This is a genomic window from Streptosporangium sp. NBC_01755 (assembly GCF_035917995.1).
GTDB lineage: Bacteria > Actinomycetota > Actinomycetes > Streptosporangiales > Streptosporangiaceae > Streptosporangium.
Map to the genome: position 1 here is coordinate 3368167 of NZ_CP109131.1, position 26364 is coordinate 3394530.

The 26364-nt window shown below is 69.8% G+C and carries 47 protein-coding genes and 1 tRNA gene; 4 read left to right on the forward strand and 44 right to left on the reverse strand.

Annotated elements, in window-relative coordinates; all coding sequences use genetic code 11:
• Positions 1 to 13: 13 nt before the first annotated feature.
• The 17 genes from OG884_RS15575 to OG884_RS15655 form a co-directional block, all read right to left on the reverse strand.
• Complete coding sequence (locus OG884_RS15575; RefSeq protein ID WP_326646069.1) at positions 14 to 1360, reverse strand: phage terminase large subunit; 1347 nt, start codon at positions 1358 to 1360, stop codon at positions 14 to 16.
• Positions 1333 to 1671, reverse strand: coding sequence for a hypothetical protein (locus tag OG884_RS15580; protein WP_326646070.1), 339 nt, complete (start codon positions 1669 to 1671; stop codon positions 1333 to 1335). Before OG884_RS15580 ends, OG884_RS15575 begins: the two co-directional genes overlap by 28 nt.
• Positions 1668 to 2198, reverse strand: a complete 531-nt coding sequence (locus OG884_RS15585) for a hypothetical protein (protein WP_326646071.1) — start codon at positions 2196 to 2198, stop codon at positions 1668 to 1670. Before OG884_RS15585 ends, OG884_RS15580 begins: the two co-directional genes overlap by 4 nt.
• 131 nt (positions 2199 to 2329) lie before the next feature.
• On the reverse strand, positions 2330 to 2956 hold the full coding sequence (locus OG884_RS15590; protein ID WP_326646072.1) for a hypothetical protein: 627 nt from the start codon (positions 2954 to 2956) through the stop codon (positions 2330 to 2332).
• 35 nt (positions 2957 to 2991) lie between these two features.
• Complete coding sequence (locus tag OG884_RS15595; RefSeq protein WP_326646073.1) at positions 2992 to 3435, reverse strand: DUF6248 family natural product biosynthesis protein; 444 nt, start codon at positions 3433 to 3435, stop codon at positions 2992 to 2994.
• Complete coding sequence (locus tag OG884_RS15600; RefSeq protein WP_326646074.1) at positions 3432 to 3845, reverse strand: hypothetical protein; 414 nt, start codon at positions 3843 to 3845, stop codon at positions 3432 to 3434. The genes OG884_RS15595 and OG884_RS15600 overlap by 4 nt, the downstream gene beginning before the upstream one ends.
• Complete coding sequence (locus OG884_RS15605; RefSeq protein ID WP_326646075.1) at positions 3842 to 4051, reverse strand: hypothetical protein; 210 nt, start codon at positions 4049 to 4051, stop codon at positions 3842 to 3844. The genes OG884_RS15600 and OG884_RS15605 overlap by 4 nt, the downstream gene beginning before the upstream one ends.
• A 126-nt stretch (positions 4052 to 4177) precedes the next feature.
• A complete protein-coding gene (locus tag OG884_RS15610) occupies positions 4178 to 4366 on the reverse strand; it encodes a hypothetical protein (protein ID WP_326646076.1) in 189 nt (62 codons plus the stop codon).
• Positions 4367 to 4471: 105 nt separating this feature from the next.
• A complete protein-coding gene (locus OG884_RS15615; RefSeq protein ID WP_326646077.1) occupies positions 4472 to 4636 on the reverse strand; it encodes a hypothetical protein in 165 nt (54 codons plus the stop codon).
• The gene (locus tag OG884_RS15620; protein ID WP_326646078.1) at positions 4629 to 4997 is read right to left on the reverse strand and encodes a hypothetical protein; all 369 of its coding nucleotides are present in this window, start codon (positions 4995 to 4997) and stop codon (positions 4629 to 4631) included. Before OG884_RS15620 ends, OG884_RS15615 begins: the two co-directional genes overlap by 8 nt.
• Before the next feature lie 13 nt (positions 4998 to 5010).
• Positions 5011 to 5508, reverse strand: coding sequence for a J domain-containing protein (locus OG884_RS15625; RefSeq protein WP_326646079.1), 498 nt, complete (start codon positions 5506 to 5508; stop codon positions 5011 to 5013).
• A 133-nt stretch (positions 5509 to 5641) separates the two neighbouring features.
• On the reverse strand, positions 5642 to 6283 hold the full coding sequence (locus OG884_RS15630; RefSeq protein ID WP_326646080.1) for a hypothetical protein: 642 nt from the start codon (positions 6281 to 6283) through the stop codon (positions 5642 to 5644).
• A 2-nt stretch (positions 6284 to 6285) separates the two neighbouring features.
• Positions 6286 to 6510, reverse strand: a complete 225-nt coding sequence (locus OG884_RS15635; protein WP_326646081.1) for a hypothetical protein — start codon at positions 6508 to 6510, stop codon at positions 6286 to 6288.
• The gene (locus OG884_RS15640; protein WP_326646082.1) at positions 6507 to 7421 is read right to left on the reverse strand and encodes a DNA cytosine methyltransferase; all 915 of its coding nucleotides are present in this window, start codon (positions 7419 to 7421) and stop codon (positions 6507 to 6509) included. Before OG884_RS15640 ends, OG884_RS15635 begins: the two co-directional genes overlap by 4 nt.
• Positions 7421 to 7651, reverse strand: coding sequence for a hypothetical protein (locus OG884_RS15645; RefSeq protein WP_326646083.1), 231 nt, complete (start codon positions 7649 to 7651; stop codon positions 7421 to 7423). Before OG884_RS15645 ends, OG884_RS15640 begins: the two co-directional genes overlap by 1 nt.
• Entirely contained in the window at positions 7648 to 8250 is a 603-nt protein-coding gene (locus OG884_RS15650; RefSeq protein WP_326646084.1) for a zinc finger domain-containing protein, read from the reverse strand. The genes OG884_RS15645 and OG884_RS15650 overlap by 4 nt, the downstream gene beginning before the upstream one ends.
• Positions 8247 to 9191: a hypothetical protein gene (locus OG884_RS15655; RefSeq protein ID WP_326646085.1), complete on the reverse strand. Its 945-nt coding sequence runs from the start codon at positions 9189 to 9191 to the stop codon at positions 8247 to 8249. Before OG884_RS15655 ends, OG884_RS15650 begins: the two co-directional genes overlap by 4 nt.
• 130 nt (positions 9192 to 9321) lie before the next feature.
• Here OG884_RS15655 and OG884_RS15660 point away from each other — a divergent pair, with 130 nt between their 5' ends.
• Positions 9322 to 9639, forward strand: a complete 318-nt coding sequence (locus tag OG884_RS15660; RefSeq protein ID WP_326646086.1) for a hypothetical protein — start codon at positions 9322 to 9324, stop codon at positions 9637 to 9639.
• Positions 9640 to 9649: 10 nt separating this feature from the next.
• Here OG884_RS15660 and OG884_RS15665 read toward each other — a convergent pair whose 3' ends face one another.
• The 22 genes from OG884_RS15665 to OG884_RS15770 are packed head-to-tail and all read right to left on the reverse strand — an operon-like array spanning position 9650 to position 18348.
• Positions 9650 to 9964 (reverse strand): hypothetical protein, encoded by a 315-nt coding sequence (locus OG884_RS15665; protein ID WP_326646087.1) that lies wholly within the window; start codon positions 9962 to 9964, stop codon positions 9650 to 9652.
• Positions 9961 to 10281, reverse strand: coding sequence for a hypothetical protein (locus OG884_RS15670; RefSeq protein ID WP_326646088.1), 321 nt, complete (start codon positions 10279 to 10281; stop codon positions 9961 to 9963). The genes OG884_RS15665 and OG884_RS15670 overlap by 4 nt, the downstream gene beginning before the upstream one ends.
• On the reverse strand, positions 10278 to 10637 hold the full coding sequence (locus OG884_RS15675) for a hypothetical protein (RefSeq protein WP_326646089.1): 360 nt from the start codon (positions 10635 to 10637) through the stop codon (positions 10278 to 10280). The genes OG884_RS15670 and OG884_RS15675 overlap by 4 nt, the downstream gene beginning before the upstream one ends.
• Positions 10634 to 10801, reverse strand: a complete 168-nt coding sequence (locus tag OG884_RS15680; RefSeq protein WP_326646090.1) for a hypothetical protein — start codon at positions 10799 to 10801, stop codon at positions 10634 to 10636. Before OG884_RS15680 ends, OG884_RS15675 begins: the two co-directional genes overlap by 4 nt.
• Complete coding sequence (locus tag OG884_RS15685; protein ID WP_326646091.1) at positions 10789 to 11163, reverse strand: VVA0879 family protein; 375 nt, start codon at positions 11161 to 11163, stop codon at positions 10789 to 10791. Before OG884_RS15685 ends, OG884_RS15680 begins: the two co-directional genes overlap by 13 nt.
• Positions 11156 to 11626, reverse strand: a complete 471-nt coding sequence (locus OG884_RS15690) for a hypothetical protein (protein WP_326646092.1) — start codon at positions 11624 to 11626, stop codon at positions 11156 to 11158. Before OG884_RS15690 ends, OG884_RS15685 begins: the two co-directional genes overlap by 8 nt.
• Positions 11623 to 11898 carry a hypothetical protein gene (locus OG884_RS15695; protein ID WP_326646093.1) on the reverse strand — a complete coding sequence of 92 codons (276 nt, stop codon included), beginning with the start codon at positions 11896 to 11898 and terminating at the stop codon, positions 11623 to 11625. Before OG884_RS15695 ends, OG884_RS15690 begins: the two co-directional genes overlap by 4 nt.
• Positions 11898 to 12245, reverse strand: coding sequence for a VVA0879 family protein (locus tag OG884_RS15700; RefSeq protein WP_326646094.1), 348 nt, complete (start codon positions 12243 to 12245; stop codon positions 11898 to 11900). The genes OG884_RS15695 and OG884_RS15700 overlap by 1 nt, the downstream gene beginning before the upstream one ends.
• Before the next feature lie 50 nt (positions 12246 to 12295).
• Positions 12296 to 12565, reverse strand: coding sequence for a hypothetical protein (locus OG884_RS15705; RefSeq protein WP_326646095.1), 270 nt, complete (start codon positions 12563 to 12565; stop codon positions 12296 to 12298).
• Positions 12566 to 12614: 49 nt separating this feature from the next.
• The gene (locus tag OG884_RS15710) at positions 12615 to 12737 is read right to left on the reverse strand and encodes a hypothetical protein (RefSeq protein ID WP_326646096.1); all 123 of its coding nucleotides are present in this window, start codon (positions 12735 to 12737) and stop codon (positions 12615 to 12617) included.
• A complete protein-coding gene (locus OG884_RS15715; RefSeq protein WP_326646097.1) occupies positions 12737 to 13150 on the reverse strand; it encodes a hypothetical protein in 414 nt (137 codons plus the stop codon). The genes OG884_RS15710 and OG884_RS15715 overlap by 1 nt, the downstream gene beginning before the upstream one ends.
• Positions 13150 to 13455 (reverse strand): hypothetical protein, encoded by a 306-nt coding sequence (locus OG884_RS15720; RefSeq protein WP_326646098.1) that lies wholly within the window; start codon positions 13453 to 13455, stop codon positions 13150 to 13152. Before OG884_RS15720 ends, OG884_RS15715 begins: the two co-directional genes overlap by 1 nt.
• Positions 13445 to 13684: a hypothetical protein gene (locus OG884_RS15725; RefSeq protein WP_326646099.1), complete on the reverse strand. Its 240-nt coding sequence runs from the start codon at positions 13682 to 13684 to the stop codon at positions 13445 to 13447. The genes OG884_RS15720 and OG884_RS15725 overlap by 11 nt, the downstream gene beginning before the upstream one ends.
• The gene (recT, locus tag OG884_RS15730; protein ID WP_326646100.1) at positions 13684 to 14595 is read right to left on the reverse strand and encodes a recombination protein RecT; all 912 of its coding nucleotides are present in this window, start codon (positions 14593 to 14595) and stop codon (positions 13684 to 13686) included. Before recT ends, OG884_RS15725 begins: the two co-directional genes overlap by 1 nt.
• Positions 14595 to 15611 (reverse strand): YqaJ viral recombinase family nuclease, encoded by a 1017-nt coding sequence (locus OG884_RS15735; protein WP_326646101.1) that lies wholly within the window; start codon positions 15609 to 15611, stop codon positions 14595 to 14597. Before OG884_RS15735 ends, recT begins: the two co-directional genes overlap by 1 nt.
• On the reverse strand, positions 15608 to 16072 hold the full coding sequence (locus tag OG884_RS15740) for a hypothetical protein (protein ID WP_326646102.1): 465 nt from the start codon (positions 16070 to 16072) through the stop codon (positions 15608 to 15610). The genes OG884_RS15735 and OG884_RS15740 overlap by 4 nt, the downstream gene beginning before the upstream one ends.
• Positions 16069 to 16404 (reverse strand): hypothetical protein, encoded by a 336-nt coding sequence (locus OG884_RS15745; protein WP_326646103.1) that lies wholly within the window; start codon positions 16402 to 16404, stop codon positions 16069 to 16071. The genes OG884_RS15740 and OG884_RS15745 overlap by 4 nt, the downstream gene beginning before the upstream one ends.
• Complete coding sequence (locus OG884_RS15750; RefSeq protein ID WP_326646104.1) at positions 16397 to 16999, reverse strand: hypothetical protein; 603 nt, start codon at positions 16997 to 16999, stop codon at positions 16397 to 16399. The genes OG884_RS15745 and OG884_RS15750 overlap by 8 nt, the downstream gene beginning before the upstream one ends.
• Positions 16996 to 17340: a hypothetical protein gene (locus tag OG884_RS15755; RefSeq protein WP_326646105.1), complete on the reverse strand. Its 345-nt coding sequence runs from the start codon at positions 17338 to 17340 to the stop codon at positions 16996 to 16998. The genes OG884_RS15750 and OG884_RS15755 overlap by 4 nt, the downstream gene beginning before the upstream one ends.
• Complete coding sequence (locus tag OG884_RS15760; protein ID WP_326646106.1) at positions 17337 to 17759, reverse strand: hypothetical protein; 423 nt, start codon at positions 17757 to 17759, stop codon at positions 17337 to 17339. The genes OG884_RS15755 and OG884_RS15760 overlap by 4 nt, the downstream gene beginning before the upstream one ends.
• A 20-nt stretch (positions 17760 to 17779) precedes the next feature.
• Complete coding sequence (locus OG884_RS15765; RefSeq protein WP_326646107.1) at positions 17780 to 18106, reverse strand: hypothetical protein; 327 nt, start codon at positions 18104 to 18106, stop codon at positions 17780 to 17782.
• Positions 18103 to 18348 (reverse strand): helix-turn-helix domain-containing protein, encoded by a 246-nt coding sequence (locus OG884_RS15770; RefSeq protein ID WP_326646108.1) that lies wholly within the window; start codon positions 18346 to 18348, stop codon positions 18103 to 18105. Before OG884_RS15770 ends, OG884_RS15765 begins: the two co-directional genes overlap by 4 nt.
• A 224-nt stretch (positions 18349 to 18572) precedes the next feature.
• On the opposite strand from OG884_RS15770, the gene OG884_RS15775 reads away from it, so the two are divergent.
• From OG884_RS15775 to OG884_RS15785, 3 genes are all read left to right on the forward strand, one after another.
• Positions 18573 to 19007: a hypothetical protein gene (locus OG884_RS15775; protein ID WP_326646109.1), complete on the forward strand. Its 435-nt coding sequence runs from the start codon at positions 18573 to 18575 to the stop codon at positions 19005 to 19007.
• 155 nt (positions 19008 to 19162) lie between these two features.
• Positions 19163 to 19543: a hypothetical protein gene (locus OG884_RS15780; RefSeq protein WP_326646110.1), complete on the forward strand. Its 381-nt coding sequence runs from the start codon at positions 19163 to 19165 to the stop codon at positions 19541 to 19543.
• 9 nt (positions 19544 to 19552) lie between these two features.
• Positions 19553 to 21160 carry a hypothetical protein gene (locus tag OG884_RS15785; RefSeq protein ID WP_326646111.1) on the forward strand — a complete coding sequence of 536 codons (1608 nt, stop codon included), beginning with the start codon at positions 19553 to 19555 and terminating at the stop codon, positions 21158 to 21160.
• A gap of 23 nt (positions 21161 to 21183) precedes the next feature.
• Here the strand turns inward: OG884_RS15785 and OG884_RS15790 are convergent.
• The 5 genes from OG884_RS15790 to OG884_RS15810 form a co-directional block, all read right to left on the reverse strand.
• Positions 21184 to 21257, reverse strand: a tRNA-Thr gene (locus OG884_RS15790).
• Positions 21258 to 21321: 64 nt separating this feature from the next.
• Positions 21322 to 22818: an alpha/beta hydrolase gene (locus OG884_RS15795; protein WP_326646112.1), complete on the reverse strand. Its 1497-nt coding sequence runs from the start codon at positions 22816 to 22818 to the stop codon at positions 21322 to 21324.
• A 146-nt stretch (positions 22819 to 22964) separates the two neighbouring features.
• Positions 22965 to 23822, reverse strand: a complete 858-nt coding sequence (locus OG884_RS15800; RefSeq protein WP_442811689.1) for a PSP1 domain-containing protein — start codon at positions 23820 to 23822, stop codon at positions 22965 to 22967.
• A 207-nt stretch (positions 23823 to 24029) separates the two neighbouring features.
• Positions 24030 to 25184, reverse strand: coding sequence for a glycosyltransferase family 4 protein (locus tag OG884_RS15805; protein ID WP_326646113.1), 1155 nt, complete (start codon positions 25182 to 25184; stop codon positions 24030 to 24032).
• On the reverse strand, positions 25181 to 25969 hold the full coding sequence (locus tag OG884_RS15810; protein ID WP_326646114.1) for a hypothetical protein: 789 nt from the start codon (positions 25967 to 25969) through the stop codon (positions 25181 to 25183). Before OG884_RS15810 ends, OG884_RS15805 begins: the two co-directional genes overlap by 4 nt.
• Between the last annotated feature and the right edge of the window lie 395 nt (positions 25970 to 26364).

The window sequence follows — 26364 nt, forward strand, 5'->3', positions numbered from 1 at the left end:
TTCTGGGTTAGGTTCACAAGACCCTGATACGCGGCCGGGAACCCAGATCCCGCTCCGCCACGACGTACCGCTTCCCATCGCAGCCGTGATCGTTCTCCTTCACCGGAACCTCCTTCGGCTGCTTGCCGTCCTTGTTGTCCCACACGTACCCGACGATCTCCTCGGCCGTGCACGCCGGCTTCTTCGCCTCCTCCAGCTCCGGATCCCGCTCCACCACGCTGTCACGCAGGATGAACAACCTTGGCCGCCCGTCGCCGGCCACTTTGAGCCGAGACTGGACGGCCTGGATGCCGTCGGAGACGGTCTTCTTCGCGGCCACCGTGGACATGCCCAGGTGCCGCTCCAGCGTGGCTCGGTCTTCGGCGTCGTGGTCGCAGACGATCGCCCGGGGCCGCGGCTCCCGCCACTTCCCGCCCGGGGCGACCAGGCGCAGGATGTGCTTCGCGTGGTCCTCGACCAGGCGGCGGGTGAAGTAGATCTCCCGGTACAGGTACAGCCGCCCGTCGGGGTCCTCGGCCCAGCACTGCAACACGAACGGGTTGGTGTAGCCGAAGTCCACCGACCACCACCGCGTCCACGAGTCGGGGATCGGGAACCGGTCGAGCAGATGGACGGCCGGATCCCACTCCTCGTAGATGAGGCCCTCGGCCGCGACCCACCGGCCGTGCCGGAGCCGGTGGTGCCGGACGCCGGTGAGCTTGTCGAGCTTGCCGATGTAGTCCCGCCCGACCATCGTCAGCGTGCCGTCCGGCCGGAACAGGACCGGGTTGTCCTCGTGGCGGCTGTGCAGCATGACCGTGTCGCCGCGGTCCGCCCTCGCCTTCAGCCAGTGCGTCGGCGTGCTCGGGTTGCAGTCGGCGAGCAGCTGCTGGAAGGAGATCTTCCCGTTGCGCAACCGGGTGGTCAGCGCCTCCCAGTCATCCACGGTGAGCTCGATGGCCTCCTGCACGAAGATGACGTCGTACTCCGACGACATGACCTTCTGCGCCTTGTCGAGGCCGCCGACGACGATCGTGGACCCGTTGCTGTACCGGTAGGCGGCGGCCTCCTGGGGGGAGCCGCCGTACCAGACGACGTGGCCGGCGGTGATGCTCTCCTTGGCGACGTGCTCGCGCCAGGTGACCAGGCCGGTCGAGCCGAGGGAGGCGAGGGTCTTGCGGACGATGAGGCCGCGGGCGCCGGGGTTGAGCAGCATCATCAGGTGCAGCTTCTCCATCGCGGCCCGGGACTTGCCCGTCCCGGCGGGGCCGCTGAGCAGGACCTCCGAGGCTCGGCACTCCATGATCTGCCGGGCTGCGCCGCGCGGCCGGTAGACATGACGCAGCGCGACGGTCATGACCGCCCACTCAGCCTGCGGCATTCATCACACGTGCACGTCTGGTCCGTGATCTCGGTGTGCACGTGGTGGTCGGGCCACTTCCCGCACATACACACGTTGACCGACACGGCAGGCCGCTGCTCGTACGGGTGCTGGGTGCGGGGCAGACGCCTCCGGTGCGTGACGTCGAAGCGGAGCTGCATCACGGCCATGCGCGCCTGCCACTCCTCGGTGTGCACGATGCCGCGTGCCCGCTCGGCGTTGTAACGAGCCAGCACGTCCCCGTCCAGCAGCTCGACGACCTGCATGCTGAACACGTCCAGCGCGGGGCGCCGCTCCCATGGCCACCTCATGTCAGCCCCTCCAGGTCGACGCCTTCGAAGTTGTAGCTGATCGCGATGTCGCCGCCGATCAGCTGCTTCACCGGAATGTCCAGGCCGAGGAGCTTCGCCCGCCGCTCCTGGATGCGGAGAAGGCGGTCGATCGCCGTGAGCACGGGGGCATCGTCAGCGAGGGGCTCGCCGCGGCCGTCATCCACTTCGGCGGCGCCGTCGTCGTTGATGAACGGTTGGCCGAGGCGCACGATCTTGCCGTGCGACACCACGTAGTGTCTGGCCTCCAGCACGGCGCGGGCGGCGCGGGCGAGCTCGTCGAGCTGCATCAGCTCCAGCTGGCGGAGTTCCTCGGCGGGTTCGGCGACGGTCTCTTTGAGGGCGCGCTGTACGGCCTCGTAGGCGCTGCTCTTGGAGGCGAGGCCGAGCTGGTCGGCGATCTGCTGGTAGGTGAGGTTCTGCGCGCGCAGCCGGCACGCCTGGGCGTCACGGGCTGCGACGTCGGGGTCGCGGGCGTAGCAGCCGTCTCCACCTCGGACCTCAGACACGCGGGCTCCTTCCTCGTGGCTCTGCTTCATGGTGCGGCATCGGGGTCATGCGGGCGCAGCTCGGGACGGGGCAGGTCAGGCTCACGGGCGGCTCTCAGGCTTGTGGTGACAGGCCATAGAAGCGGAAGCGCTCACACCGCGATAAACAGCTGAGGAAGTTCGGCGAGGGCCAGGACGGTGTCGCGTCGGCGAGAACGTCGATCGACCTCGGCGCGCGCCTCTACTGCGAGTTCGGATCGCCATTCGGCCGCTGATTGCGACGGCTCTTGCAGCGAGCCAATTGCTCGCTGTCCATAATTGAGCACTTCCCCCACCTGCCAGGAAACTTTTGACTTCATGGGAAGCCCGCCCATATTCCACCTGACCAGTCCTTGGCTGGGCTTCGGTGGCTTGCCGTCAAAGAAGGTCGTGCCCCCTATCTGCCGATGCTCCCAGGCCACGGCATACATGAACTCGTCGGCGGTCTCTGACCCGAAGGGCGTGCTCACGTCGATGTCGACGCGAGCACGAAGCAATTCAGCTCCGCTCTGCCACACGATGTGCCAGTGCTCGAAAGGAGAGTCTCCGCATTTATCGGGGTGGTAATTGACGATTCCCCATGGCACGCCGTCGAGCGTGCCGTCTGCAGCGATCAGTGGCCTTTCGCGGAGCTGGCGAAATACGGCAAGGGTGACTTGCTTGCCGCTGATGGTGAGGGTCTTCACTTCCACGGCGGCGGTGGTGATCTGGGCGTTCTGAGTGGTGAGGATCTTGGCCACGGGGCGGCTCCCTGTGCTGGTCGGGGTGAGGGTGGTCAGGTGGCGAGGTCGAACAGCGGGAGCTCGACCAGCTCGTAGGTCCACGAGGTCCGCGGTACGGTCTCGGGCTCCGGAGCAGCCGGCGGCCGGGTGTTGGCGTGGTGGGCGCAGGGGCAGATCCACTGACAGATGCGGTCGGCCAGGTACACCTGCGCCCTGCACCCGTAGCGCGGCCCGGTGATCGACGGTGTGGGGTGCTGGTGCGGCTCGGCGTGGTGGACGGGGTAGACGCCGCTGCGGTCGCAGATCAGCGTCTCCCACGTCGGGAGCGGGGTGGCTCGGCGGCAGCGGTCGTGCTGGCCGATGTCGGGCTGGCACCAGTGGGTGAGGCCGGACTGGCAGGCGCATGTGCTGGCGGCGAGGGGGACGTCTCGGTGCTGCTTGCGCATGGGCTTGGTCCAGATGTTGGCCCGCACCCACTCGGCCTCGGCCGGAGTCACCGTGGCACCGCCGTCCGGCCGAAGTCCTCGAAGCCGGGCAGGGCCACGACCTCCAGCCCGGCCGACGCCTCCGGGGTGTGGGTCTCCTCGTGGCAGCCGCACAGGCACCGCCACCGGCACCGCCGGTCAGCGAGCCATACGAGGGCGACGTGGTTGCTCCGCGGGGACATCTCCCGCCGGTACAGCGCCTCCCGAGCCTGGGCCGGCTGACCGCCGGGCCGGTAGATCAGGGTCTCGACCTCGCCGAGGCGCCCCCAGATGCCCGCGTCGACGACGGGGCACGCCTGGTGGTCGCCGCGGTGGCAGGTCACGTAGGTGCCGAGCTGGCAGGCGCAGCGGGGCGAGGGGGTGGGGATGCTGAGCGGTTCCAGGACGGCGGTCCGCACCCATGCGGCGGCCTCGGGCGTCACGGCTCCTCGCGGATGCGCTGGCGCAGGATGCTGCGGATTTCAGCCGCGTGCTTTTCGCTGTAGTGCCGCTCCATACCGTCATGCGCGGACTGCGGGGTGATGTCGTGTTCGATGTGTCCGCAGTTGAAGAAGCAGTGCACGGTGATGATCTGGAACAGCCCGTCCGCCTGGCGGGCGTCGGGGTCGACGCGGATGAGGTCAGGCACGGTCGTCTCCTGTCGGTGCTCCGTGTGCGCATGGACATCCGTGGGGCCGGATGGTGTGGTCGCGGCAGACCTCGGCGGGGTGGCCTTCGGGCTGGACGTCGGCGGCGGTGGCGCATGCCGGGCAGATCATCGGTCGTCCTCGCTCTCGATGGGGGTGACCTCGGCGACGACGTGCCGGTCCCGGCGGCCGACTGCGTCGGTCTGGGCCTGCTGGTCGTCGCGTTCGGCCTGGGCGTCGTCGAGGTCGGTGTAGAGGCTCCAGCTGCCGAGTTCGGGCTGGTGGCTGGCCTGGTTGTAGGTGATGACGAGGTACACGGCGGTGGTTGCTCCTATCGGGGGCGGATGTGGTGTCCCAGTCGGTGGCAATGAAATCCGGGGTGAATCACCCTCGATTCAGGTCGAGACCGATGCCGGTCGCGGTCACCAGTTCCACGGCCTTTCACGTCCGGGCCCGGGTGCGGGGCGTTGCAGGCCGCGCCGCCGGTGCCGCTGGTCGATGACGAGCAGGGCAACGAGGGCGAACGCGATGACGGCGAGGGTGAGGACGCCCACCACGCGGATGATGAGGTCGAGGACGTCAACCACGGCCCGCCCCCTCGCCCGCACTCGCCTCGTGGTGGGCGTCCTCACCCTCGGGGTCCGTGCCTGCCGAGCGGCCGATCTCGGCGCGGATGCCCGGCTTCCACGCGTCGAGGTCCATGCGGTCGAGGCGGGCGAGCATCTCGACCATCACGCCGCCCCACTCGGCGACCTGATCGGTCTGGGAGGCGGGGATCTTTCCTCGCTGGGTGGCGTCGAGCAGGGTTTCGACGGCGGTGAGCATGCGGGAGCGGACGGTTTTGACCTCGGTGGCGAGGCGGATCATGACGTCCCACGGTGCGGTGCGGCGGTTGAAGTCCCTCTGGGATTCGCCGGGCTGCCGGTGTTCGGGTCGAAGGCGGGTCATGGCGGTGGTGCTCCTATCGGGGTCGGCGGCCGGTGAGGTCGTAGGTGGCGCGCTTGGCGGGGTCGGACAGGACGCTGTACGCCTCGGTGACCTGCTTGAAGCGGTCACCGGCGTGCGGGTTGAGGTCGGGGTGGAGTTGGCGGGCGAGGCGCCGGTACGCCGAACGGATCTCGGTGGACGTCGCGGAGGTGGTGACTCCGAGGACGTCGTACATGCCCCCTGTGCGGCCCTGAGATGGCCGTGGAGGGGTTCGTGGGGGCGGGGGTACCCGAGATGCCCGAGGGGTGCACGTCGCCACGTGAGGCATCATCAGGCGCTCGTGAGGCTGAATCCTGGACGCGGCCGACACTCGGCGGGAGCGGAGCGTGCCAGCGGCGTCGCGCATGACCGCCGTGTTGCCCGCCGGGTCGGGGTCGGGGTTGACGCCGAAGGGCTTCCCGGCCTGGGTGCGGGTCCAGCGGACGGGCTGGTGGCAGCGGCGGCAGGGCTTCAGGTCGGCTCGGCTGAACATGGTTCCTCCGTTCGGGTGGCTTGGCGTTCGGGTGGTCAGCGGACTCGGGTGCGGGTGGTGCCGCATCGTCCGCACCGCTGGGTGATCACGCGGCCGATGACCTCGTACGTGACCCAGCGGTGCCGGTGGAGCCTCACGGCGCGGCCTCGTGGTGAGTGATGACCGGGTCACCGTCGATCCGCTGGCGCCGCTCCAACTCGTGCGCCCACCCGGCGTCGGAGTTGCGCACCTCGATGGCCTTCGCGATCGCCGCGGCCAGCGCCTCCTTAGCAGCCTGCTCGCGGAGCCGGGCGTACTTCGTCTCCAGTTCGGTGAGGCGGGCCAGCCCGTCCTGGTCGGCGACGAGCGGGGCGACGTCGGGCGACAGGACGCTGTAGTCCAGCGGCGACCGGTACCAGCCGATCAGCTTGTACGTCTCCCCCCTGGCTCGGCGGCCGACCTCCAGGCGGGCGTTGCGCAGGTTCTGCAACGCCTGCCACGCGGCTCGCTGCTCGCCGGTGAGGCCGTCGTGCCAGCGGGCGCGCTCCAGCGGCTTAGCGGGGATCGGCGCGGGCAGCAGCGCCTGGAGCCGCTTGATCTCAGCGGTGAGCGGCGCCCGCGCCGCGGTGGACAGGTCCACGTACAGCCGATCCATCTCCGCGAGCTCGTCGGCGGTCAGGTAGTGCTCGGCGCCCTCGGGGACGCGCTCGAGCGGGTAGCAGGCGGTGCGGACGCTGTGCTCGGCGGCGGCTGCCCACTCTTCGCGGGTGGGCCACGTGCGGCGTGCGGTGGGCATGGCTACTCCTGGTTGGCGGCGAGGGCTCGCCGGACGCGGGCGTCTCGGATCACGGCGGGCAGCGCCTTGATCGGTGGTCTCCAGCCGGGTCCGTTCACCAGTTCGGCGACGATGCGCTTCACGAGGTCGTCGAGCATGTGGTCCTGCACGTGGGGCTGGAGCATGCGGGTCAGGCCGGTGCGGAGGGCGGTCCACTCGGCGGCGATGTCGGGGTCGGTGTCACTCACGACAGGGCCTCGCCGAACAGGTCGAGCTGCGGCTGGGCGGGCTTGGACGGCTGCTTGCGCGACGCCTTCCCGCTCTTCCGGACGTTGTCGTCGCGCACGAAGCCAGTCGAACCGGCCTGCGCCTGAAGGGTCCGCTTGAGGGCGTCGTAGGCGGCGAACCCGCCGTCGGACAGCACCCGGCAGAACGCGTCGAGCACAGGCACGCCTTCGGGGGTGACCATGTTCACGATGCCGGGGACGTTCTCCATGACGAACGTCTTCGGGCTGATCTCCAGGACGAGCCGTGCGTAGTCGAAGACCAGTGAGTTGCGGGGGTCCATGACGTCGCGCTTTCCGGAGGCGGAGAAGCCCTGGCAGGGCGGGCCGCCGATGACGGCGTCGACCTCGCCGACTTCCATGCCGAGCGCGTCGAGGATCTCGGCGCCCGTGAGTCGGCGTACGTCGGCGATCCAGAACTGCTCGCAGGGGACCGCCTTGACGCAGGGGGCGCACGTGCAGTCTGCGGGCGGTGGGCCGTCGTGGCCGCCGCTGGCGATCCAGCCGGTGCCCGCGCCCGCGAATCCGACTGGGGCGCCGGCTTTGACCCAGCGGTGTTTCTCGTCGCCGTTGAATTTCTGCCAGGCGGCCCATCGGTCGGGGTCGTCGAAGTGGACGATCGTTTCGGGGCCGCCGAGGTTGCACAGGTAGGTGGCGGCGGCGTGCAGGTCCCATTCGACGGCGGCGGCGACGTGCCAGCCTGCGTACTTGAAGCCGAGGCTGAAGCCGCCGGCTCCGGCGAAGAACTCGACGGCGATCGGTTTGTCTCGGCGCCGGGGTGGGGGTGTGGTGCGGGGGATGAGGAGGCCGGAGGGCATGGAGTCCCAGCCGTCGAGGCGAGCGGGGACGGCGAGCAGGGTGGCGGACGTGGTCATCAGCTCTCCCGGTGAAGGTCGGTGGGGAAGTCGGGGACGGTGATTCCTCCGGCCGGACCCCATCCGGCGGCGAGGAGCTCGGCGAGCATGAGGCCGGCCATCTGCCGAGGCGGGAGGAGCTGCTCCTCCGCGTAGAGGTCGAAGGCGGCGGTGAGGCGCATGTGGGCGTGGTCGATGGGGTGCTCGCCACGGGCGTAGGCGCGGCGGGCGGTGGCGTCGAGGTGGCTCACGGCAGGTCCGCCTGGCGCAGAACGACGCGGCGGACGCTGTTGCCGACGTCGTCCCAGTCGGCGAGGTCCGCGGCGACCAGGCGCTCGTCGTGGGCGGGCTGGTCGAGGCGGCGGCCGGCGGCGGTGGTGCAGGCGCTGCCGATCCCGGCCTTGCACCAGGGGCAGCGGACTTTCTTCGCGGCGATGCGCAGCGGGTGCCGGTCGAGGCCGCGGGCCCAGTTGTACTCGTCGGTCGGCGGGCGGCCGGAGCCGAGGGCGAGGACTCGGCCGACGTCGAGGCCGTCGGCCAGCTGCTTCGTGGACTGGATCACGCGGTCGCGGTAGGCGCCGGGGTTGTCGGTGAGTTCAGCCGGGGGTGCTGGCATGGGGTGGCGGGCGATCCGCGATTCCCGGATGCGGCGGACCTCGGCGAGGATCTCGGCGAGGGACACGAAGGTGTTCACGCCCACGAGGTTGTTGAGGGCGTTGTCGGCGTCCTGGTAGTCCACGGCGTGGAGGGCGGCGACGTACCACTCGTCGGGGGTGCCGTCTTCGATGCGCTGCTGGGGCCAGAGGCGGATCAGACGGCGGGTGAGCACTGCGGCTTCGACAGGTGTCATCGGGCGATCGCTCCTTTGGTGGTGGGCAGGGTTCCGGCTTCGCGCATGCGCTCTTCGAGGGCCATGGCGCGTTGAAGGGATGCGTCGACGATTTGGGCGTTGCGGGACTGGGGCGGTGAGCTGGCGGCTCCGGCGTTCATGGCTTCGTTGACCACGGACGGGAGCGTGGAGGGGTGCAGGCCCTTGGCCATCCAGGTGGCGACGCCTCGGCGGACGTCGTCGGGGGGAATGCCTTCGCCGAGGAGGGCTTTGATCTCCTTGCCGAGCTGGCCGATGACCTTTTGCGGGGGGCGGCTCTGGCAGCGTTCGATCCACTCGCCGGTGATGGTCTGGGCTGTCGTGGTGACGGCCGAGGCGGCGGGGCGCGGCGCGCCAGCGCCCGCCGTAGGCGGAACGGGCTCGGGTGTGGGAGTGGGTGTTATCCCGTAAGGGATAACCCGGTGCGCGCCCGCGCGCGAGCCATCGTTTGCTTCGGCGGTGCCATCGTTTGCTAGGTCGCCGGTGGCATCGTCATGGCTACCCGATGGCAATTTGCTATCCGGTTGCTCCGGGTCGGCAGGCTCTTCGCTGGTCGGCGAAGGCTGCTTGTTACCCCATCGCTTCTGGGCGCCGAGCTTGCCCGCGGCCGACCGGGCCGCCTTCGTCTCGTCGCTCGGTAGGTACTGCTCGAAGTCGTGGAACTTCCATCCGCCATCGAGGACATCCCACAGTCCGACCTCGACCAGGAGGGCGGCCATGGCCTTGCCCTGGGGGCCGAGGTAGCGGCGCGGCAGGCTGGCCGGGATCACGCCCGGAGCCTTTCCGCCGCGCCGGGTGTTGCGGTGAGCCCAGGCCAGACACAACGTCCACAGGCCGACTGCGGTAACGCCGTCGTCGTGCTCAAGCAGGGCCAACACCTTCGCGTTGTCGTCGAAGGCGTCGTCAATGCGTGCCCATGCCACTTGGTTGATCTCCAGTCGGTTCAGTGGGTTGTCATGTCCTGGTCAGGTGAGATGGCGGTGACCTCTGGCAACAGTGTATGCCACATGGTGAGGCATGGACAGCGGCATAGCATGTGGCACACTGGTTCCCATGGACGTAGGCCACCAGGTAATGCCGCATGCCCTGTGCGATCATGAGGACATGGACAGCGAGCGCCGAGCACGGCTCCAGCGGCTGGGCCGCACCTATCGACGCGCCATGGAAGACGAGAAGAAGGCCCGCGAGGCGCTCGCCCGCGAGGTCCTCGACGCCCTGGCCGCAGATGAGCCGGTCGGCGAGGTTGCGCGCATCGCCGGCTTCGACCGCGAGTGGGTGCGCCGTGCCCGCGTGGCCGAGGAGAAGCGCCTTGCCGAAGAAGCGCGCACGGCGGAGGGGCGGGCCGCTGATGAGCAGCCCGCCACCTCCTGACGCCTTCCTTCTACTCACGAGCCTGTCGAGGGGTACTGCTCGCCGCTTCTTCCCGGATCCGGGAAGAAGCCTGGTCAGAGCGCTTTCCCGGATCCGGGAAAGCGGACTTATCCATCCGCTCCAGCCATTCGGGGGCGCGTTCGCGGATCCCCTGGATGTGTGCGCCGTGGCGCAGCCGATTGAGCGCGCTCGGGCTGACGTCCAAGGCGACGGCGACCCTCCACCACGGCCAGCCGAGCTCCTTGCGGCGCGCGTTCAGCTCGGCGTACAGGCGTTGCGGGGTGACGACCGCGGCGAGCGTCTTGGCCAGCTGCTCCTCAGTCATGACGACCACCTGGCCGGCGTCGGGCACCCCTCGTGCGGGGCCGTACACCAGTGGCTGCCCGCCCAGGTCACGCCGCCCGGCTGATACGCCAGCACGGCGAGACCCCGGGCGATGGTGGCGGTGACGCGCCCTTGCGGAAGGTCCCGCTTGCGCGGGTTGTGCTCCCACATCTGATCGGCGCCGGAGCTGATCAGGTCAGCGGCGGAGACCGCAGCCGCCTGCCGGCCCTCGGCCGACCAGTCGGCGACCGCGGCGATGGACATGGGAACCATCACCTCCATGCCGATGCGCAGCAGCTCCGTGCGGTCGGCGGTCACGACGCCGCTCCGAAGAGCGCCGACTGCTGCGGCCCGACGGCCTGAGGGTGGGCGGCCTCGACCCGGTCGGCGTGACCGCGGATGATGAGCGCGCGCTGGGCGTAGGCGTTGGACTCACCGCACAGCCGCAGGTGCTCCTGCTGCAAGGCCACGAGGGTTTTCCAGCCCTCACCGGCGATCACGGCGGCCAGGTGCCGCTGCCCGGTTTCCTCGCCCGCGGCCCGCAGCGTCGTCGCCCGGGCGGCGTGCTCGTCGGCCTTGGCCCGCTCGGAGGCGAGCCAGGCCAGCAGCTGGCCGGGGTCGGTGCAGGCGAGGCAGCCGCGCACGGTGCCGCGCTCGTGGCTCCCGGCGGTCATGACAGCCGCTCCGCGGCGCATCGGCCGATGCAGGACAACGCGTCGGACCGGCACACCAGGCACGGCTCGCAGCGCAGGCACAGGGTGACGTGGCGGCCCCGGTGGATCTGCGGCCAGTGCCCGCGGCGCAGGCACGCGATCAGGCGTCCGATCAGGCGTCGCACGGGGCCACCTCGCTCACGGCCGGGGCGGGTGCGATGGGGAAGCACCACATGCTCTGGCCGTCCGGCAGGGTCAGCTCCCACGGCCCGCGGAACAGGCCGTACGCCGCCCAGTCGCAGCCACGCTCCTCTCCCTTGGAGAGGGTGCGGCCGATGCACTCCTGGCCGAGGACGGCGGAGGCCGTGACCTCCTGGCCGTCGTGGCCCTTGCGGGGGTAGTTGTTCAGCGCGACGGAGAAGTCGAGGCCGGTGGCGATGTCGGAGCAGTGCGGGCACTGGAAGGCCCAGCTTGTCCAGTCGTCGCCGAAGCGCTCGCGCAGCTCGGCGAGGAGCTCAGCCTGGGTCAGCTTGCGGTGGTCAGTCACGGCCGTCACCGCCGTCCTGGGGCGCTGGCACGAGCATCTGGCGGGCGAGCCCCTGCAGGACGCGGATGCCGTCCGCGTGGTTCTGGGCGAGGTTGCAGGCGCCGACGTAGCCGGGGTAGATCGCGGCCAGGCGGAGCACGTTGGTGCGGTCGGCGGAGGCGATCGTGGTGATCAGGAGCTGCGTGAACGACCCGGGCTCCATGCCGCCGGTCGCACCGAAGTGGTGCAGGACGTGGGCGGCCTGCTCGGGGGTAGTGGTCGGCTCGTGGCCTTTGGCCTGCTCCGGACGCCCATGCAAGGCGTGGTGGATCCGCGCGGCGACCGCGTCGATGGTCCCGTCCCAGGAGTTCCGCCCGGCGAGCAGCTGCTCCTCGACGCGCACGGTGAGGTTGTCAGGGACGGCGCCTGGGATCAGGGTGCTCAGTGCCTCGGTGATGGTCTTCAGGCGGGGGTCGGTGGTCACTGCTTCTCCGTAGAGGTCGGGGTCGGGCAGGTGCACCAGCCCTCAGGGCCGGTGGGAACGTCGGACAGGCCGAGGCAGTCGAGCCACGAGTCGGGGTTCCGGTAGCGCTGGCGGATCTTGAGGGCGGCGTGGAAGCGCTCCTCGCGCTCGGCCGCGGCGGCGCGCTCGTCGGTGTAGGCGACGTAGATGAGCCCACGGGCCGGATCGCTGCGGAAGACGGTCGGCTGGTCGCTCGCGCGGGCGGCCGCCTCGATCTGCGCGGTGGTGGCCATCAGGCGGGCTCCCCGCCGATGTAGTCAGCGAAGGGGAAGGCCAACGTCGGCTTGCCCTCGATGCCCTCGATCTCGACCACGGAGGACAGGCGGAACATGCCGCCCGCCGTCCAGTTGCAGGGCTTGCTGTTGCCGTCGATGTGCATGACGGGCTTCAGGTGGCGGCCGATGCACTCGTGCGGGGCGCGCCGGGGATCGGCGTTGACCTTCTCGAAGTCGGCCGGGCTGGACTCGGTACCGCAGGAGACGCAGCGGAACTTCCACTGCATGATGTCGTCGGTGCCGAACCGGCGGGCGCCTTCGGCGCGCCACGCGGCGTTGGTCATGACGGTCTTCGTCTCGGTCACGGGATCTCCGCTGGGCTGGCGAGGGGCGGGCATGGGCGGGACGAGGCGACTCACTGCGGCGCTGCCAGCGACGCGGCCGTGTGCGGCGGCTTGGGTTCGCGGGCGATGCCCGCCCGGCTGGCCTTCTCCAGGTCGGCGATGAGCTTGTCCAGCTCGGCGCGCACGCCCAGGGCGGTGTCGAGGGTGAGGTCGGTCTCCACGGTCAGCTCCGCGCCGACCAGGGCGAGGCCGCCGATCGGGACGTCACCGATCCGCAACCGGACGGGCAGGACTTCGGGGCGGCCCGCGAAGGCCAACCGGGTGGGAACGCGATTGATCATGAGATCCTCCTTGGGTGGCCCCCGCCGGTTAGGGTCCGGCGGGGGCTGCTCATGCGGCGTAGATGGTCAGGACGACGACGGTCACCAGCACGGCCAGCGCGACCAGCGCCACTTCGGCGGGGTGCAGGCGGGGCCGTCGGCCGCGTCTCGCGCGGTCCTTGCGGTGCGCCATCAGAACGGCGCCTCGTCAGAGAAGGGCAGCAGGTCCTCCCAGGGGCCGAGGTACACAGCCCGGCGCAGCGGCCGACTGTCAGGCCAGGACATCGACTCCGCGATCGCCCGCTCGGCGGAGGCCTCCTCGGTGAGCGGGTGTTCGTCGGGGTCGCGCTCACCGGCGACGACGTACCGGTACGTCTCGATCGGCATCGCCTGCCACTGGGCGAGCCGCTCGCGGGCCGCGCGCAGTTCGGTCAGCAGGTGCGGGACCGAGGCAAGGACCTCGGCCGTGGCCGCACCCGGCTCGGGGTCGCCCTGGGCGTCGGTGAGGGTGGCGGCCAGCTCGTCGAGGTTGAGCGGCTCGTGCTCGTCCGGCGGCTCAGGCTCGCGGTCGTCGCCGGGTTCGTGCAGGTCGGTGATGTCGGTCATCAGGCCCTCCCAGAGGCGTTGTTGATGGGGATCGGGTGGTGCGGGGCAGGCGGCTCGGGCCGGACCGGCGTCGAGTGGCCGGTGACCATGGCGACCGCCGCGATGTGCGCGCAGTCGCTGTAGCGGCACGAGCACGTCCAGCCCGCCGTGGTGCGGCTCACCCGGTGCGTCGACCGGTAGCCCGCGACGTGCGCGTGCACCAGCAGCGGAGCCTTGGGGCCGTCGGTCGGGGTGCTGGCGGTGAGGACGGTGACGGCGCCAGTCCGTAGGTAGTGCAGGACCGCGGCCCGCAGGTCACGAGGCATCGGGCACCTCACCGCCCTCAGTCCCGGCGACGGCGTGCCATGCCCGGATCTCCGGCTCGTCGGTGTAGGAGGCCCGGTCGCCGGTCAGCGCGGTCGCGGCGGCCAAGGCGAGCGTCGCGTGCACCTGGGCGGCGCCGAGGTAGAAGCGCTCTTCGTCGCCGCCCATCGGGGAGCGATCGGCCAGGCCCAGCAGGTGCTCGGCCTGCCCGTAGTGCTCGGGGCCGCTCATCACGCGCCCGCCTTCGGGCCGCCGCTGCCGGGCTTGACCACCTCGGGCCAACCGTCGTCGTCGACCGCCGACCCGTCGGCGGGGGCCTCGATCGCGTCGGGCTCGACCTGGCCGTCGATGACGGGGCGCTCGGTGACCTCGTCGGGGGCGGTGGTGGGGGTGAGGTCGACGCGGACGCCGTTGTCGACGGCGAGGGCGTAGGCGAACTCGGTGGACTTGGGCAGGAGCTTGGACAGGCGGCGGACCATGGTCTTGTGGGCCATGGCCTCGAAGTGGTCACGCCAGGGACCGATGATCGTGCCGTCCTTGAGCTTGGCCATGGCGAACCGGTCGCGGTGGGTCTCCATGTCGGCCTGCGTCATGGGGTCGGTGAGGGCGTAGCCGCCGTCCTTGAGCCGGGCCACCGCGTAGTACAGGCGGGCATCGCCGCGCGGGCCGTCGAGGTGCGGTTCGTGCACGAGTTCGTCGGCGGCCAGGCCGTAGGACAGGCGGAAGTGGTCGTTGCTGTAGACGGTGCGCGGCGCGATGTTCAGCACGCGGCCGGTGCGGTAGGCCAGCTCCGCGTACCCCTGGTAGCCGATCACCAGGGTCGCCATGTGGCAGCGTTCCTTGGTGTTCCACATCGGCAGGAGCCAGGCGTGGCCGAGGGCGCCGACGCCGGGCCGCAGGCCGAGCTGGGCGAGCGTCATCAGCCCGCCGAGCACGCTGGAGGCTTCGCACTGGGCGAGCTTCGGCGTCATCCGCAGGCACGTCATCGCGTCGCGCACCAGCTGGCCGGCCTCCGCACCCTTGGGCATGGCGAGCTGGAACTGGGTCTGCATCTGCTGGATCTGCTGGCCGAGCGTCTGGGGCTGCTCGGCGGCCTGGCCACGGGCGGCGGCGGCGGCGCGTTCGGTGAGGTTGTGTCCCATTACTGGAGGCCCTTCTTGATGGGTCGGAAGACGCGGCTGCGGTAGCGCGCGTACAGGTCGGGGTGGGCGGCCTTGAGGGCCTTCTCGTCGAGCTGGGGGACCGGTGCGGTGAACTGCTCGGCGAGGTCGGGGTGGTCGCTGGTGAACTTGTCGGCGGCGAACTTGCCGGTGTTCTTCCAGGTCACGACGTCTTGGCCCTGGTAGGTGCCGACGTTGAGGTCACCGAGGAGCGCGGTGATCTCGTTCTTCACGGCCTTGCGCTGCTGCTCCAGGATCTTGATCTCCTCGGCCCAGCCCTGGTCAGCCCGCAGACGGGTCACCATGGCGGCGGGCAGTTCGGCGGGGAGATCGATCGCGTACGGGCACAGTTCGGCGATCGCGCGGGCGGTGGCGTCGGTGCCGTCCAGGGCGGGCGGGGTGCCGTCCTGAACCATCTGCCACAGGTCGGCCTGCGCCTCGACCATCAGGCTGATGAGCCGGTCGTTGCGCTCGACATGGCGGATCTCCAGCCGCTGACCGCCGATCAGGGCGGCGGCGTACCCGTGCTCCAGGCCGGTGACGGCGAGGTAGTGCTGAAGCTGCGCCTCGGCGGCGTCGGCGAGCTGGTCGTCATCCCAGTCGCCGGCCTTGTACGCCGACGTGGTCTTGATCTCCAGGACGCCGCCGTCCGCGGTGAGTCGGTCGACGGAGGCGAGCTGCCAGGACCGCTCCACGTGCCGCATCAGGCCGCAGGTGGTGGCTTCGATGCCGGTGCGCTCTTGGAACTCGGCCGCGATGACGGGTTCCAGCAGGCGGCCCCACCGCATGACCTCGGAGTCGTCGGTCTCCCGAAGAAGCCCAGACTTGTCGGCCCACACGGTGTAGCGGCTGCTGTACTGCGACAGGCCCAGCACCCCGAGGGCGTCAGACCCGCCGATGCCGGACCGGCGGGCCTTCAGCCACTCCTCGCGGGAGGCGTCGGCCGGGAGGATCAGGACGCCGGTCGGGGTGACCAGCTCGGGCAGGGTGATCGTCACTGGCCACCGTCCACGGCCGCGGCGAGCTCGGCGGCAGCGGCCTCGCTCAGCCCGTGGTCCAGCTGGGGCCTTGCGCGGAACTGGCGCTTCAGCGGCCCGTACTGCTCGTTGACGAACTCAGGCCGCACCGGGGAACCCTGCTCGCCGACGCGGTCGGGCACCAGCACGGTCCGCCACCCGTCCCCGTTGATCCCTCGGGAGTCCTCGCGGTTGTCGTAGTCGGGGTAGTGGCGGGCGGCGAACCACAGGTCGCCCGTGCGGTCACTCCAGACGTCGCCGGGCTGCGGTTCGCCCTCGGCCGGGACTCGGCGGGTGATCTCGATGCCGTCACCGTCGACCTGGACGCACATCTGCTCGTGGTCGGGCAGCTCGATGTCGAGGTAGCCGTTGACGGAGTGGATGATCACGGCGTTGCGGAGGGTGATGTCGACGGTCTCGCCGACCTGGTACGGGACGTTCATGCCTGCTCCTCGGGGGTGTAGTCGTTCTGCTCAGCGCGGTATTCGGCCTCGGTGGCGTCGTCGAGCTCGGGGCCGCCGCGCACGGTCGGGGCGGTCGGGGGCGGGAGGGCGCGCACCCGCCGCAGCCAGGAGCACACCGTGGCGACGACGGACGGGTCCTGGTTGGCGAGCCAGCCCAGGAGCTCGTCGTCCCAAGCGCCTGCCTCCATGCCGCCCAGCTCGCGCAGCAGGGCGGTGCGGCAGGCGGCGGTCAGGGACTCGCCGGGAGCGGTGCGGATCGCGTTGTACGGCTCGGTCTCGATGGGGCCGGTGGGGACGTTGATCTCAGCCACCGGCCACCGCCAGGGCCGCGCCATCGAGCAGCCGCGTCGCCTCGGCCCACGCCGACCGGGTGGTCTCGCCCGAGCAGTCGTTCGCAGCCATCTCGGCGGCCTCCTGCGGCGTGAGCTCGTGGCGGTGGGCGAGCACGGCGGCGGTCATGATGACGCGCTCGTGCCGCACGTCGTTGAGGGTGCTGAGTGCCGCGGCGAGTGCGGCCAGAACACGGTCCGGCCCGGCGGTGGTGGGCGCGGGCTGCCCGGTGGGCGCGGCCAGGAGGGCGGGCGGAACCACCGGCTCGCCGTCGACCAGCTTGCACACCTCGCGGACCCGCAAACGCATCCACACGTGGACGCCGCGAATCCGACCGTCCACCTTCAGCCAGTGGTTCGGCTTCCCCTCCAGGTCGTCGAAGGTCAGCGTCGGACGCTCGTTCATCGCCGCGATGTAGGCGAGCGCCCCGGCGAGCGGGTCCTGGCCGTAGATGGTGCTGAGGTAGACCGGGACGGGCTGGTCGTTGCCGTAGTACGGCAACCTCGCCTCGGGGTTGGCCTCCAGCAGGTTGGCCATCTCGCGCAGGCCCTTGATGTACTCGGCGCGGTCGCTCATGCCTGGTCTCCGATCTCGGTGGTGGGGGTGGCGGCTGCGGCGCGCATCTGCGCGACCATCTCGACGCGGCTGTAGACGGTGGTCCACCGGTCCAGCGCCTTGGGGTCCTCACCCAGCTCCCGCCGGTGAGCGGACAGCACGTCCAGGGCGTCGACGGCCAGGTGGTAGGCGGCGGACCGGTCACCGGGCAGCACCCGGTCAGCGGCCTCGATGACCACGCGGGTGACGTCCACCGACGTCACCCGGGGCGCCGGGTACGTCGTCTCCAGCAGGTCGGCGGCGGCGGTGAGGACCTGGCGGGCGGCCAGCATCGTGACGGCCTCCAGGGCGGGAGCGCTCACGACTGGCCCCCGTCCTGGGACTCGGCCAGCAGCGCCGTCAGCGGGGCGATGGCCACCTCGGGCCGCACATCGTTGCCGTCGACCACGCCCCACAGCTCCGTGATGGGCAGGTCGCCGTCGTCGGTCGCCGGGTACCAGAGCCACTGGTCCGGCTCGCTGCCGAGCGACGCCGCTCCCAGGCGCTCGGCGACCGCGACCGCGCGGCCCTCGTAGGACACCGGCAGGATCGGCTGCCAGCTGGTGACGTCGCCGTACACCGGCCGCCCGTCGTGGGTGCTGATCTGCTCGCGGTGGCCCACGAGGACGACCCACGCCAGCGGCAGGGTCGAGCCGGGCGGCACGAGTTCCTGCAGCATGGCCAGCGGCAGGCGCACGGTGCTCGGGGGGTCGCTGGCCAAGAGGGGATCGGGCTGGGACATGGGGATCCTTTCGATGCTGGTCATGAGGTGGCGTACCGGCGGCCGGGCCTGGCGCTCAGATCGGGCACAGCTGCGGCCTGGGGGGTCGAGGTCCGGCGGGGAGCGCGCTGAACTCGGGGCGCGGGCGCCGCAACGGGGGCAGGCGGCGGCTCGGCGGGGGCGCCGCCGCGGGCGTGGTGAGCGACGGCGCCGGCGATCTGGGCGTCGGTCCAGCGCAACTTGGCGCCGATGAGCGTGTGCTCCAGGCCCTGAGCGGCCAGGCGGTCGAAGAGGGTCTCGGTGAGTCCCCCGCCGACGCGCTCGGCGGCCTGGGCGGAGGTGTAGAGCCGGTAGACGGGCTCGGTCATCGCTCGTCACCGTCCTGGCCGGGGTAGCCGGGGTGGCTTACGACCGCGACCTCCACCCGGAGGGCACGCGCAATGGCGTTGAGCGTCTCCCAGCTGGCGGGCTTGCGGTCGAGTTCGATGTTGCGGAGGGACTGTTCGTGCAGTCCGACCCGTTCGGCCAGGACCGCGCACGACAGACCGTCCTTGCGGCGCAGGGCCCGGATGGCAGGACCGTGCTGACGGACCGTGTTTGTCTGTGTCACACGAGCAATCTATGACTCAGATTGACTCAGTGCAAGCGTGGCGATGGATTCAGATTGAGTTAACTTGATTGAGTGCGATTCGGTCAGACTCAAATCGCTACGCTGGCCACATCCGTAACGTTGGGGCCGACCTCATATGGAGACATGACCTTGCAGTAGATTGACGAGTCAATCTGAGTCGGGTTTGATCTCTGGGGGAACACCCCGACGAGAGGTGTGGGCGAGTGGCCAGCTATCCGCCTGAGGCGTGGCAACGCCTCGGTGCACTACTGCGCGCCAGGAGGGTTGCACTCAACCCTGTCTTCAGGCACCGCGTGAAGTTCTGCGAGGCCACAGGTCTCGGCGAGCGCCTCGTATTCGACCTAGAGCTGGCGAAGCGTACGAACTTCAGGCCGGAGGTGAAGGTACTCCTGGAGCGCGGCTATCAGCTTGCCCCGGGATCCATCGATCGGACGCTCGCGGCTGGCGGTCACGCTCTTGAGGTCATCGAGGAACAGGGTGAGCTGGGGGTCATGGATGTTCCCGCCGATCCTGGCCTGGTGATGATCCCGGTGTCCCCGGACATGCCGGAGGATCAGCGGGAGGAGCTGCGGCGCTGGGGTATCCAAATGGCGCGCTACCTGGAAGAGCGCAGTCAGGGCGATGTAAAGCCGGAGTAATGTATCCGTAAGGTGATGATGTATTTACCCTACGCATAAATTTCCCATTACGGACACGTTTCTTAGGGTGACGAATCACGCGCGCGGTGCAAGGGTGGCATATCTAACCTGTCACTCAGTTGTACGTACGTAGCACCACCTGCGAAGGGCACCACATGCACCACCTCGTGCAGTACGTCGCCGCCGCCCCTCATCAAATGCACGGCATTCCTGCCGCGATCGTCGTTCAGGAGGCGGTCATCAAATGCATAATAGACCGCTCTAAAATCGATAAAAGGGTGTTCGAAATCCTGGAGAAGGCCGCCAATGAGGTGATCTCCAAGCTCACCCTCCGGACCGTCCCATCCAGGACTCCGTGGGGGCGCGCGAGCCTTCCGCTCGTTGAGCACAGCGATCCTGGCTTACTGATCCCCGCCATCACCCCGAGCGGCATCGTCTGCCCCCTCCCCCGGCAACTTGTCGCCCCCGACCTCGCGCGCGCGCTGGAGACCCTCACCGACGGCACGATGCGCCTCTACCACCCGCCCGACCAATAGGAGGCCTCGGTGCCTTACACCGAGCAAAGAGCCAATGGGACTTGGCGCGTCCGATACAAGAGCCCCGACGGGAAATACCCCTCCGCCAGCCACGATGCCCACGGCAACCCGTTCCTGGAAGAGGAAGACGCCTATAACTTCGGCCTCGACCAAGAGACCGACATTCGCCGCCGAGTCTGGAAGGACCCGCGAGCAGGCCGTATTACCTTCGCTGAGTGGGTCGAGGGCTGGTATGCCGGGCTCGACCTGGAATTGTCGACCATGGCGAATTACCGCAGCCTCATTAAGGGCCATCTGATGGCGCCCTTCGGGCCGCGCGCCCTAGCGGACATCACGCCTGAGGCCGTCAATATCTGGGAACGGGGGATTATCGCTGCCGGCTACTCCCCCAGCACCGCGACCACCGCGCGCGGTCTGTTGACGAACATCCTCGGTGACGCCGTCCGGCCGGGCCACATCGCCAGCAACCCGGCCGCACGGGTACGAGGCAAGGGGAAGAAGGGGGGGCGCCGGATCGCCGCGTGGGAGAGAGCGGCGAAGGTCTGGCCAAGCCCACGCGAGGCGCTTTTCGTCTCCGAGCGGGTCGCCGTCCTGTCCGGCCGGTGGCACGACTTCGTGATGCTGATCCTCAAGGCGTGGACGGGCATGCGCTGGGCGGAGGTCCTCGCCCTGACCCCAACGGCGGTGAAGGACCCGGGCATCATCCATGTCCATTGGAAGATCTATGAGAGCGAGGGCCCGTTCTACTGGGGGCGCCCGAAGGACGGCTCAATTCGGGATGTGCACATCCCGATGTGGCTATGGGAGATGGTCGCCGCAGTCGCGGCCGAGGCACGCAAATGTGCGTGCTCGGGGAGCTCGGCGCCATGGTGCCAAGGCCGGGTCGTGCTGTTCCTGGGGGAACGACAGCACCACCGGCGCAGCGACTTCGCGCGGATGTACTTCCGGCCAGCTGCTGACGGCATGTATCCGGAAGAGGGTGGCAAGTCGGCCCGCCCGGCACGACCAGTCCTGATCGACGCCGCCGCCCCGTGGCCGGGCGAGCCCTTGGTGGCGTGGCCGGCGGCTGTGCCTGGTGAGCCGTACGGCGCGCGGCGGGCGGTCCGGTCGTATCGGATGGGCGCGCCGAAGCCGGTGAACAGCCGGTCGCCGCGGGCCGCCCTGGTCGCCTACGCGATCGAGTGTGGCGCCGACCCGGCGGCGGTGAGGGGCATGACGCGCCCGGCGTTGTTCGACGCGTATGTGCGGTCACCGGTCGACGCGGTGGCGAGCTGGTTGCCGGTCCGGGCCGGGCTCACTCCGCACGGCCTACGCCATGGGCACCAGACGTGGCTGGATGAAGGCCGATGCGTGAGGACGGCGATCATCGACCGGATGGGCCACGAGGACCTGTCGATGCCCGGTAGGTACAGCCACCCGACCGAGGCCATGATCGCCGAGATTCTCGGGCTGCTTGATCGTTTGTGGGACGCGGCGATCCGGGAGCGGTTCGCGCTCGCGCCGAGCTCGTCGGTGGAGGTCCTCGACTCCGCGCTGAAGGCCTATCGCGAGGGGTCGGTCACCCCGCTGTTCTCCCCAAATTCTCCCCAACGCAACAGAGCCCGCCTCTCCAGCTAGGGAGAAACGGGCTCTGACCTGGGAGCCGCCTTGGGGAATCGAACCCCAGACCCCTTCATTACGAGTGAAGTGCTCTGGCCGACTGAGCTAAGGCGGCGTGCCGTGTTTCACCACGACCTACGGCAGTCTACAGGCTCCCAGGGCATTCCCGCGCACCGGAATCAGCCGATCTTGGGACACTGGGTTCCGTCAGCGGGGACGGTCAGATCGATCAGGTAGTCGTCCACCAGGCGATCCACGCACGCCGAACCGGTCAGGTAGGCAGTGTGGCCGTCCCCGTCGAAACCGACGAGGACGCCGGAGGAGAGCTGGGAGGCGAGGGCCTCGGACCACTGGTAAGGCGTGGCGGGGTCGCGTTCGGTGCCGACGACCATGATGGGCGGGGCTCCGGGAGCGTCGATCTTCTCCCGGGTTCCTGCCTTGACCGGCCAGTACGCGCAGGGCAGCGAGCCCCACATGACGTACGCGCCGAACAGGGGGGCTTCCCTGGCCGCCTCCCTGGCCGCCTTGGCGTAGGCGGCGGGGTCGCGGGGGTAGGTGCTGTCGACGCAGTTGACCGCCAGGTTGGACTCGGTCTGGTTGGTGTACTCGCCGTCCTCCCCACGGTCGACCAGCAGGTCGGCCATCCGGAGCAGGACGGTGCCGTCACCCTTCAGCGCCTGGGCCAGCGCCTGGCGGAGGACCGGCCATGCCTGCCGGTCGTAGAGCGGGGTGATCACACCGAGGATGGCCCAGGCCTCGGTCACCGTACGGTCGTCGCCGGTCCTGTTGGCCAGGGAGGCGGTGTCCGCCCTGCGGAGCAGCGCGGTGATCTCCGCACGGGCGGAGGCGACGGAGCCCTGGAAGGGGCAGTCGGTGGCCGCGAGGCAGTTTTCCAGGAACGCGTCCAGGGCGACCTCGAAACCGCGTGCCTGCGCGGTGTTCAGCTCCAGTGGGCCGAGCGATGGGTCCACCGCGCCGTCCAGGACGAGGGCGCGGACCCGGTTGGGGAAGAGGTCGGCGTAGACGGCGCCCAGCTGCGTGCCGTACGACTTGCCGAGGTAGGTGAGGTGGGAGTCACCGACGGCGGCACGCAGCAGGTCCATGTCCCTGGCGGCGTCGGCGGTGCCGACGTACGGCAGGAGCCTGCCCGATCGGGTCTCACATCCGGCGGCGAACCGTCGCGCCCCCTCCTCAAGCACGGTGACCTCTCCCGGCGAGTCGGGCGAGTTGTCGAGGCCGACGAAGGTGTCCAGTTCGCTCGGCGGCAGGCACCGGACGGGCGCGGACTCGCCGACCCCGCGCGGGTCGAAGCCCACGACGTCGAAGCGCTCGCGAACCGCCTCGCTCACCGCGGTGCGGGCACTTCGCGCGTATTGCACTCCGGAGGCACCCGGACCACCGGGATTGAGGAGGATCGAGCCGATCCGCTCCCCCGAGGCCGGAAGCCGGATCACGCTGAGCTCGATCTTCTCACCGTCCGGCTTGCGGTGATCGAGCGGTACGGCGAGCTTGGCGCACTCGAAACCGTCCTCGCACTCGTTCCAGCCGAGAGCCGCTCCCGCCACACCACGGCCGGCTCCGGCGCCACCACTGGCGTCGGCGGGGACGTCGGTGCCGGTGCACGCGCTCGCGAGCAGGGCCACCGCCGCCAGTACGGCGGTCACACGGGATCTCACGCCTTGTCCGCTCCGTAGTCCGTAGGTCGGGGTCACACGCGGATCCGGCAAGGGGGCCGACACGCGGAGAGGCTGAACGGTCGAATCCTATGCCCGCGCCGAGCCCTCATGACGGGACATCGACCTCAGCGGGGACAACCGGCCGGTCACCCTTCCGGGCCGCTCTCGGCGACCTGCACCGCGCCGCCGTACGCCTCGTCGTGCTGCTTGCGCGGGGAGCAGACCGAGGCCGACGGGCAGGCGCAGCGGCGGCCGCCGTCCTCCAGGCGGACCACGACGGAGTCCGAGGGGACGTTACGGCCCACGACGGTTCCGGCGCCCTCGGGGGTGTCGACCTTCAGCCCGATCCGGGGCATCCTGCTGTGGGCGTCGAGGTAGAGGGGGTGCTCGTACTTCAGGCAGCACATCAGCCGCCCGCATGCCCCCGCGATGCGCAGTGGGTTGACCGGCAGGTCCTGGTCCTTGGCCATCCGGACGGAGACCGGCTCGAAGTCCTTGAGGAAGGTGGCGCAGCACAGGTCGCGGCCGCAGGGGCCGATACCGCCCTGGAGGCGGGCCTCGTCACGGGGGCCGATCTGGCGAAGTTCCACCCGGGCGCGCAGGTTGCGGGCCAGGTCACGGACGAGGGTACGGAAGTCGACCCGGTGCGGGGCGGAGAAGTAGACCGTGTAGACGTTCTCCGCGTCCAGGTAGTCGACGCCGACGACCTTCATCGGCAGCGTGTGCCGCTTGATCAGGCGCTTGGAGACGCTCCGGGCCTCCGCGCGGCGCCGTTTGTTGCCCTCGTCCCGGGTGAGGTGCTCCTCGGTCGCGATACCCGCGCACACCGGCAGCCCGCCGATCTCCTCGCTCGTCCACTGGGGCGCCCAGACGCACTCGGCGACCTCGGGCCCGGCCTCGGTGGGCACCAGCACCCTGTCGCCGACCTTGGGGCTGTGCTCGCCGGGGTCGAGGTAGTACAGCCTGCCGTAGCGGGTGAAACTCACCGCCATGATCATGCCCATATGGCTCCAAACCTGGGGGTACGGCTCGTGCTCACCCTACGCTCCGCACCCAGCGAAGTGCGGGGCCGCCAAGACGTGAACGCGGGCCGTGTACCCCCACTCAAGAACCTGGCGGCTGGAACTCCGGGTACGAGCGCTCCCTCTCGACAGCCCACGGGAGCATCCTCACGAGGGGCCTGTCGACGGTTGGACACCCCGGGCAGCCGCTCAGCGGCCGAGTTCGGCGAAGGACTTCTCCCAGCGTTCGGCGATCGTGGAGAGGTCGTAGCTCTGGGCCGTCTGGAGGGCGTTCCTGGCCATCCGGTGGCGGCCCTCCTCGTCGTCGATCATCTGAATCAGCCCGTCGGCCAGGGCGTCCACGTCGTCGGCGGGAACCAGCAGTCCGTCGATCCCGGGCGTGATGATCTCGCGAGGTCCACGGGGACAGTCGAAGCTGACCACCGGTACCCCGGAGGCGAACGCCTCGATGATGGTCATGCCGAAGCCCTCGAAGCGGGAGCTGACCGCGTGGATCGACGCCTTCGCGAGCTCGCCCTCGATGTCACCGGTGGAGCCCATGAACGTGACGTTGTTGTGCAGTCGCAGCTTGACCGCCTGCCTGACCAGCTTGTCGCCGGCCCGGCCCTCGCCGTAGATCCGCAGCTTCCAGTCGGGGCGTTCCCTGGCCACCCGGACGAACGCCTTCAGCAGCCGGTCGTACCCCTTGACCGGCACCAGCCTGCCCGCGGCCAGCACGATCCGGTTCTCCTGCCTGGAGCGTGGACGCGGCCCGCCGGGCAGCCCGTTACCGATGGTGAACACCCGGGTGGGCGCCCCGTTGAGCATGTTCCGGTAGTCGCGCTCGTCGGCCTCGGTGAGGGCGACGACCGCGTCCAGTTTCGGGTACCAGGTCCGGATCTCCTCGAAGATCCCGGGTTGGTGTGCCTCGAAGTGCAGATGCTCCTGGGCGATCGCGACGACCTTCCTGCGGGCGTACCTCGCGGCCATGATGTTGAGCCCCGCGCGGGTGGTGATCAGGACGTCGCTGCGGAGCCTGCGCAGCTCGCGGACGAGGACCTCGTCGCTCCAGGCGCTGAAGGACGCGTAGGCGCGCTCCTCGGGGTGGATAAGCGCGCTCTCCCGCGCGCCCAGCCGCTCGGCCCTCTTCGTGTACGGCCAGCGGACCCTGGCCCCCTCTCGCAGATCCACCAGCGAACGGAGCCTGACCCGGGAGCCCAGCGGCAGGAAGGGCGTGTCGGTGTGCTGGAAGACGCTGACGACCTCGACCTCGTGCCGCTCGGACAGGGCGGTGGCGAGGTCGAAGGTGGCGCGGATGGTGCCACCCATGCCGTAGGCGTTGAGGATGAGAAAGGAGATCTTCACGGCTTCTCCTCCTCGACGCTGAGCGCGACGGCGAGACCGTCGGTCTCGGTGTAGTACGGGCGGACCCTCACCTGCCCGACATGCTGGGCAGGAAAACGAACTTTAATCTTCTTATCCGTTATGTCATCAAGACGGGTCGCCAGCGGCAGCCGGACCCCGGAGATCTCGGCGTACAGGTCCCAGAAGACCCGGCGCCGCACCTGTGCCTCGGCCATTGGCGCGATCTCGATCGCTCCCTCGACCCACCGTCCCTGGAAGGTCGCCGGCCCGCTCACCGGCTCCGGCCCCCGGCGGGCCACCGCCACGAGTCTGGCCTCCCCCCGGATCGGGTCGCCGTACGCGACGGCGCCCTCGACGGCGATCACCCCGTCGTCCGCGATCACCCGGATCACCTCGACGTACGGTTCGACCTCGCGGACCCGCAGGCCCAGCGTGCCGAGGGAGGTGCGGAACGCCCTGATCTCCCGGTTACGGCGGGTCTCGGCGTAGGACCAGAGTCCGTCGAGCGAGAACCCCGGGTCGTCGGTGGCGACGGGCTCACCCCGGTACGACGCCATCCAGATGCCCACGGACAGCACCGTCAGGTCTGAGGCCCCGCGCTCCTCCCCTGTCTCCACGTGCCGGAGGACGATCTCCGTATCCGCCGGCTCCAGGTGCCGGAGGACGATCTCCGTATCCGCCGGCTCCGACCATTCGACCCTCAGCCGGTCGTCGTCGCCCACCCTGCTCGTAACGGCCCGGCCCCTCGCGTGCGGAACCACCCCTTGACGCGCCTCGGTGCTCACCAAGATTCCCCCGGCCTTCTCTGCTCATCCCCGTAGAGCAGGACATTGTCGATTTATAACAAAAGCACTAATTTTTGCCCGTGAATCTTAACGACCCACGCACATACTTTGAGGCGATTTAGCAAGGAATGGTTCCATCTAATCGGAAAAAGGCGGGCAGTGACCACTCGGTTACCGAAATACCTGGCATCTCGCCAGCCGATATCAGCCACGCCGGGTTCGGGGAAACTCAAAAACGTCCGATACCGGCCATCCTGGACTCCGGCCCTCGTCAGACCACGAGATGCGCGTCCGAACCGTTCCCGTCAGCCCACGACATGCGGGCAGCGTGAACCACACGCACGGTCCCACCCGGCACGGCACCGCGCGCAGTTCTCCACACGGCACCGCGCAGA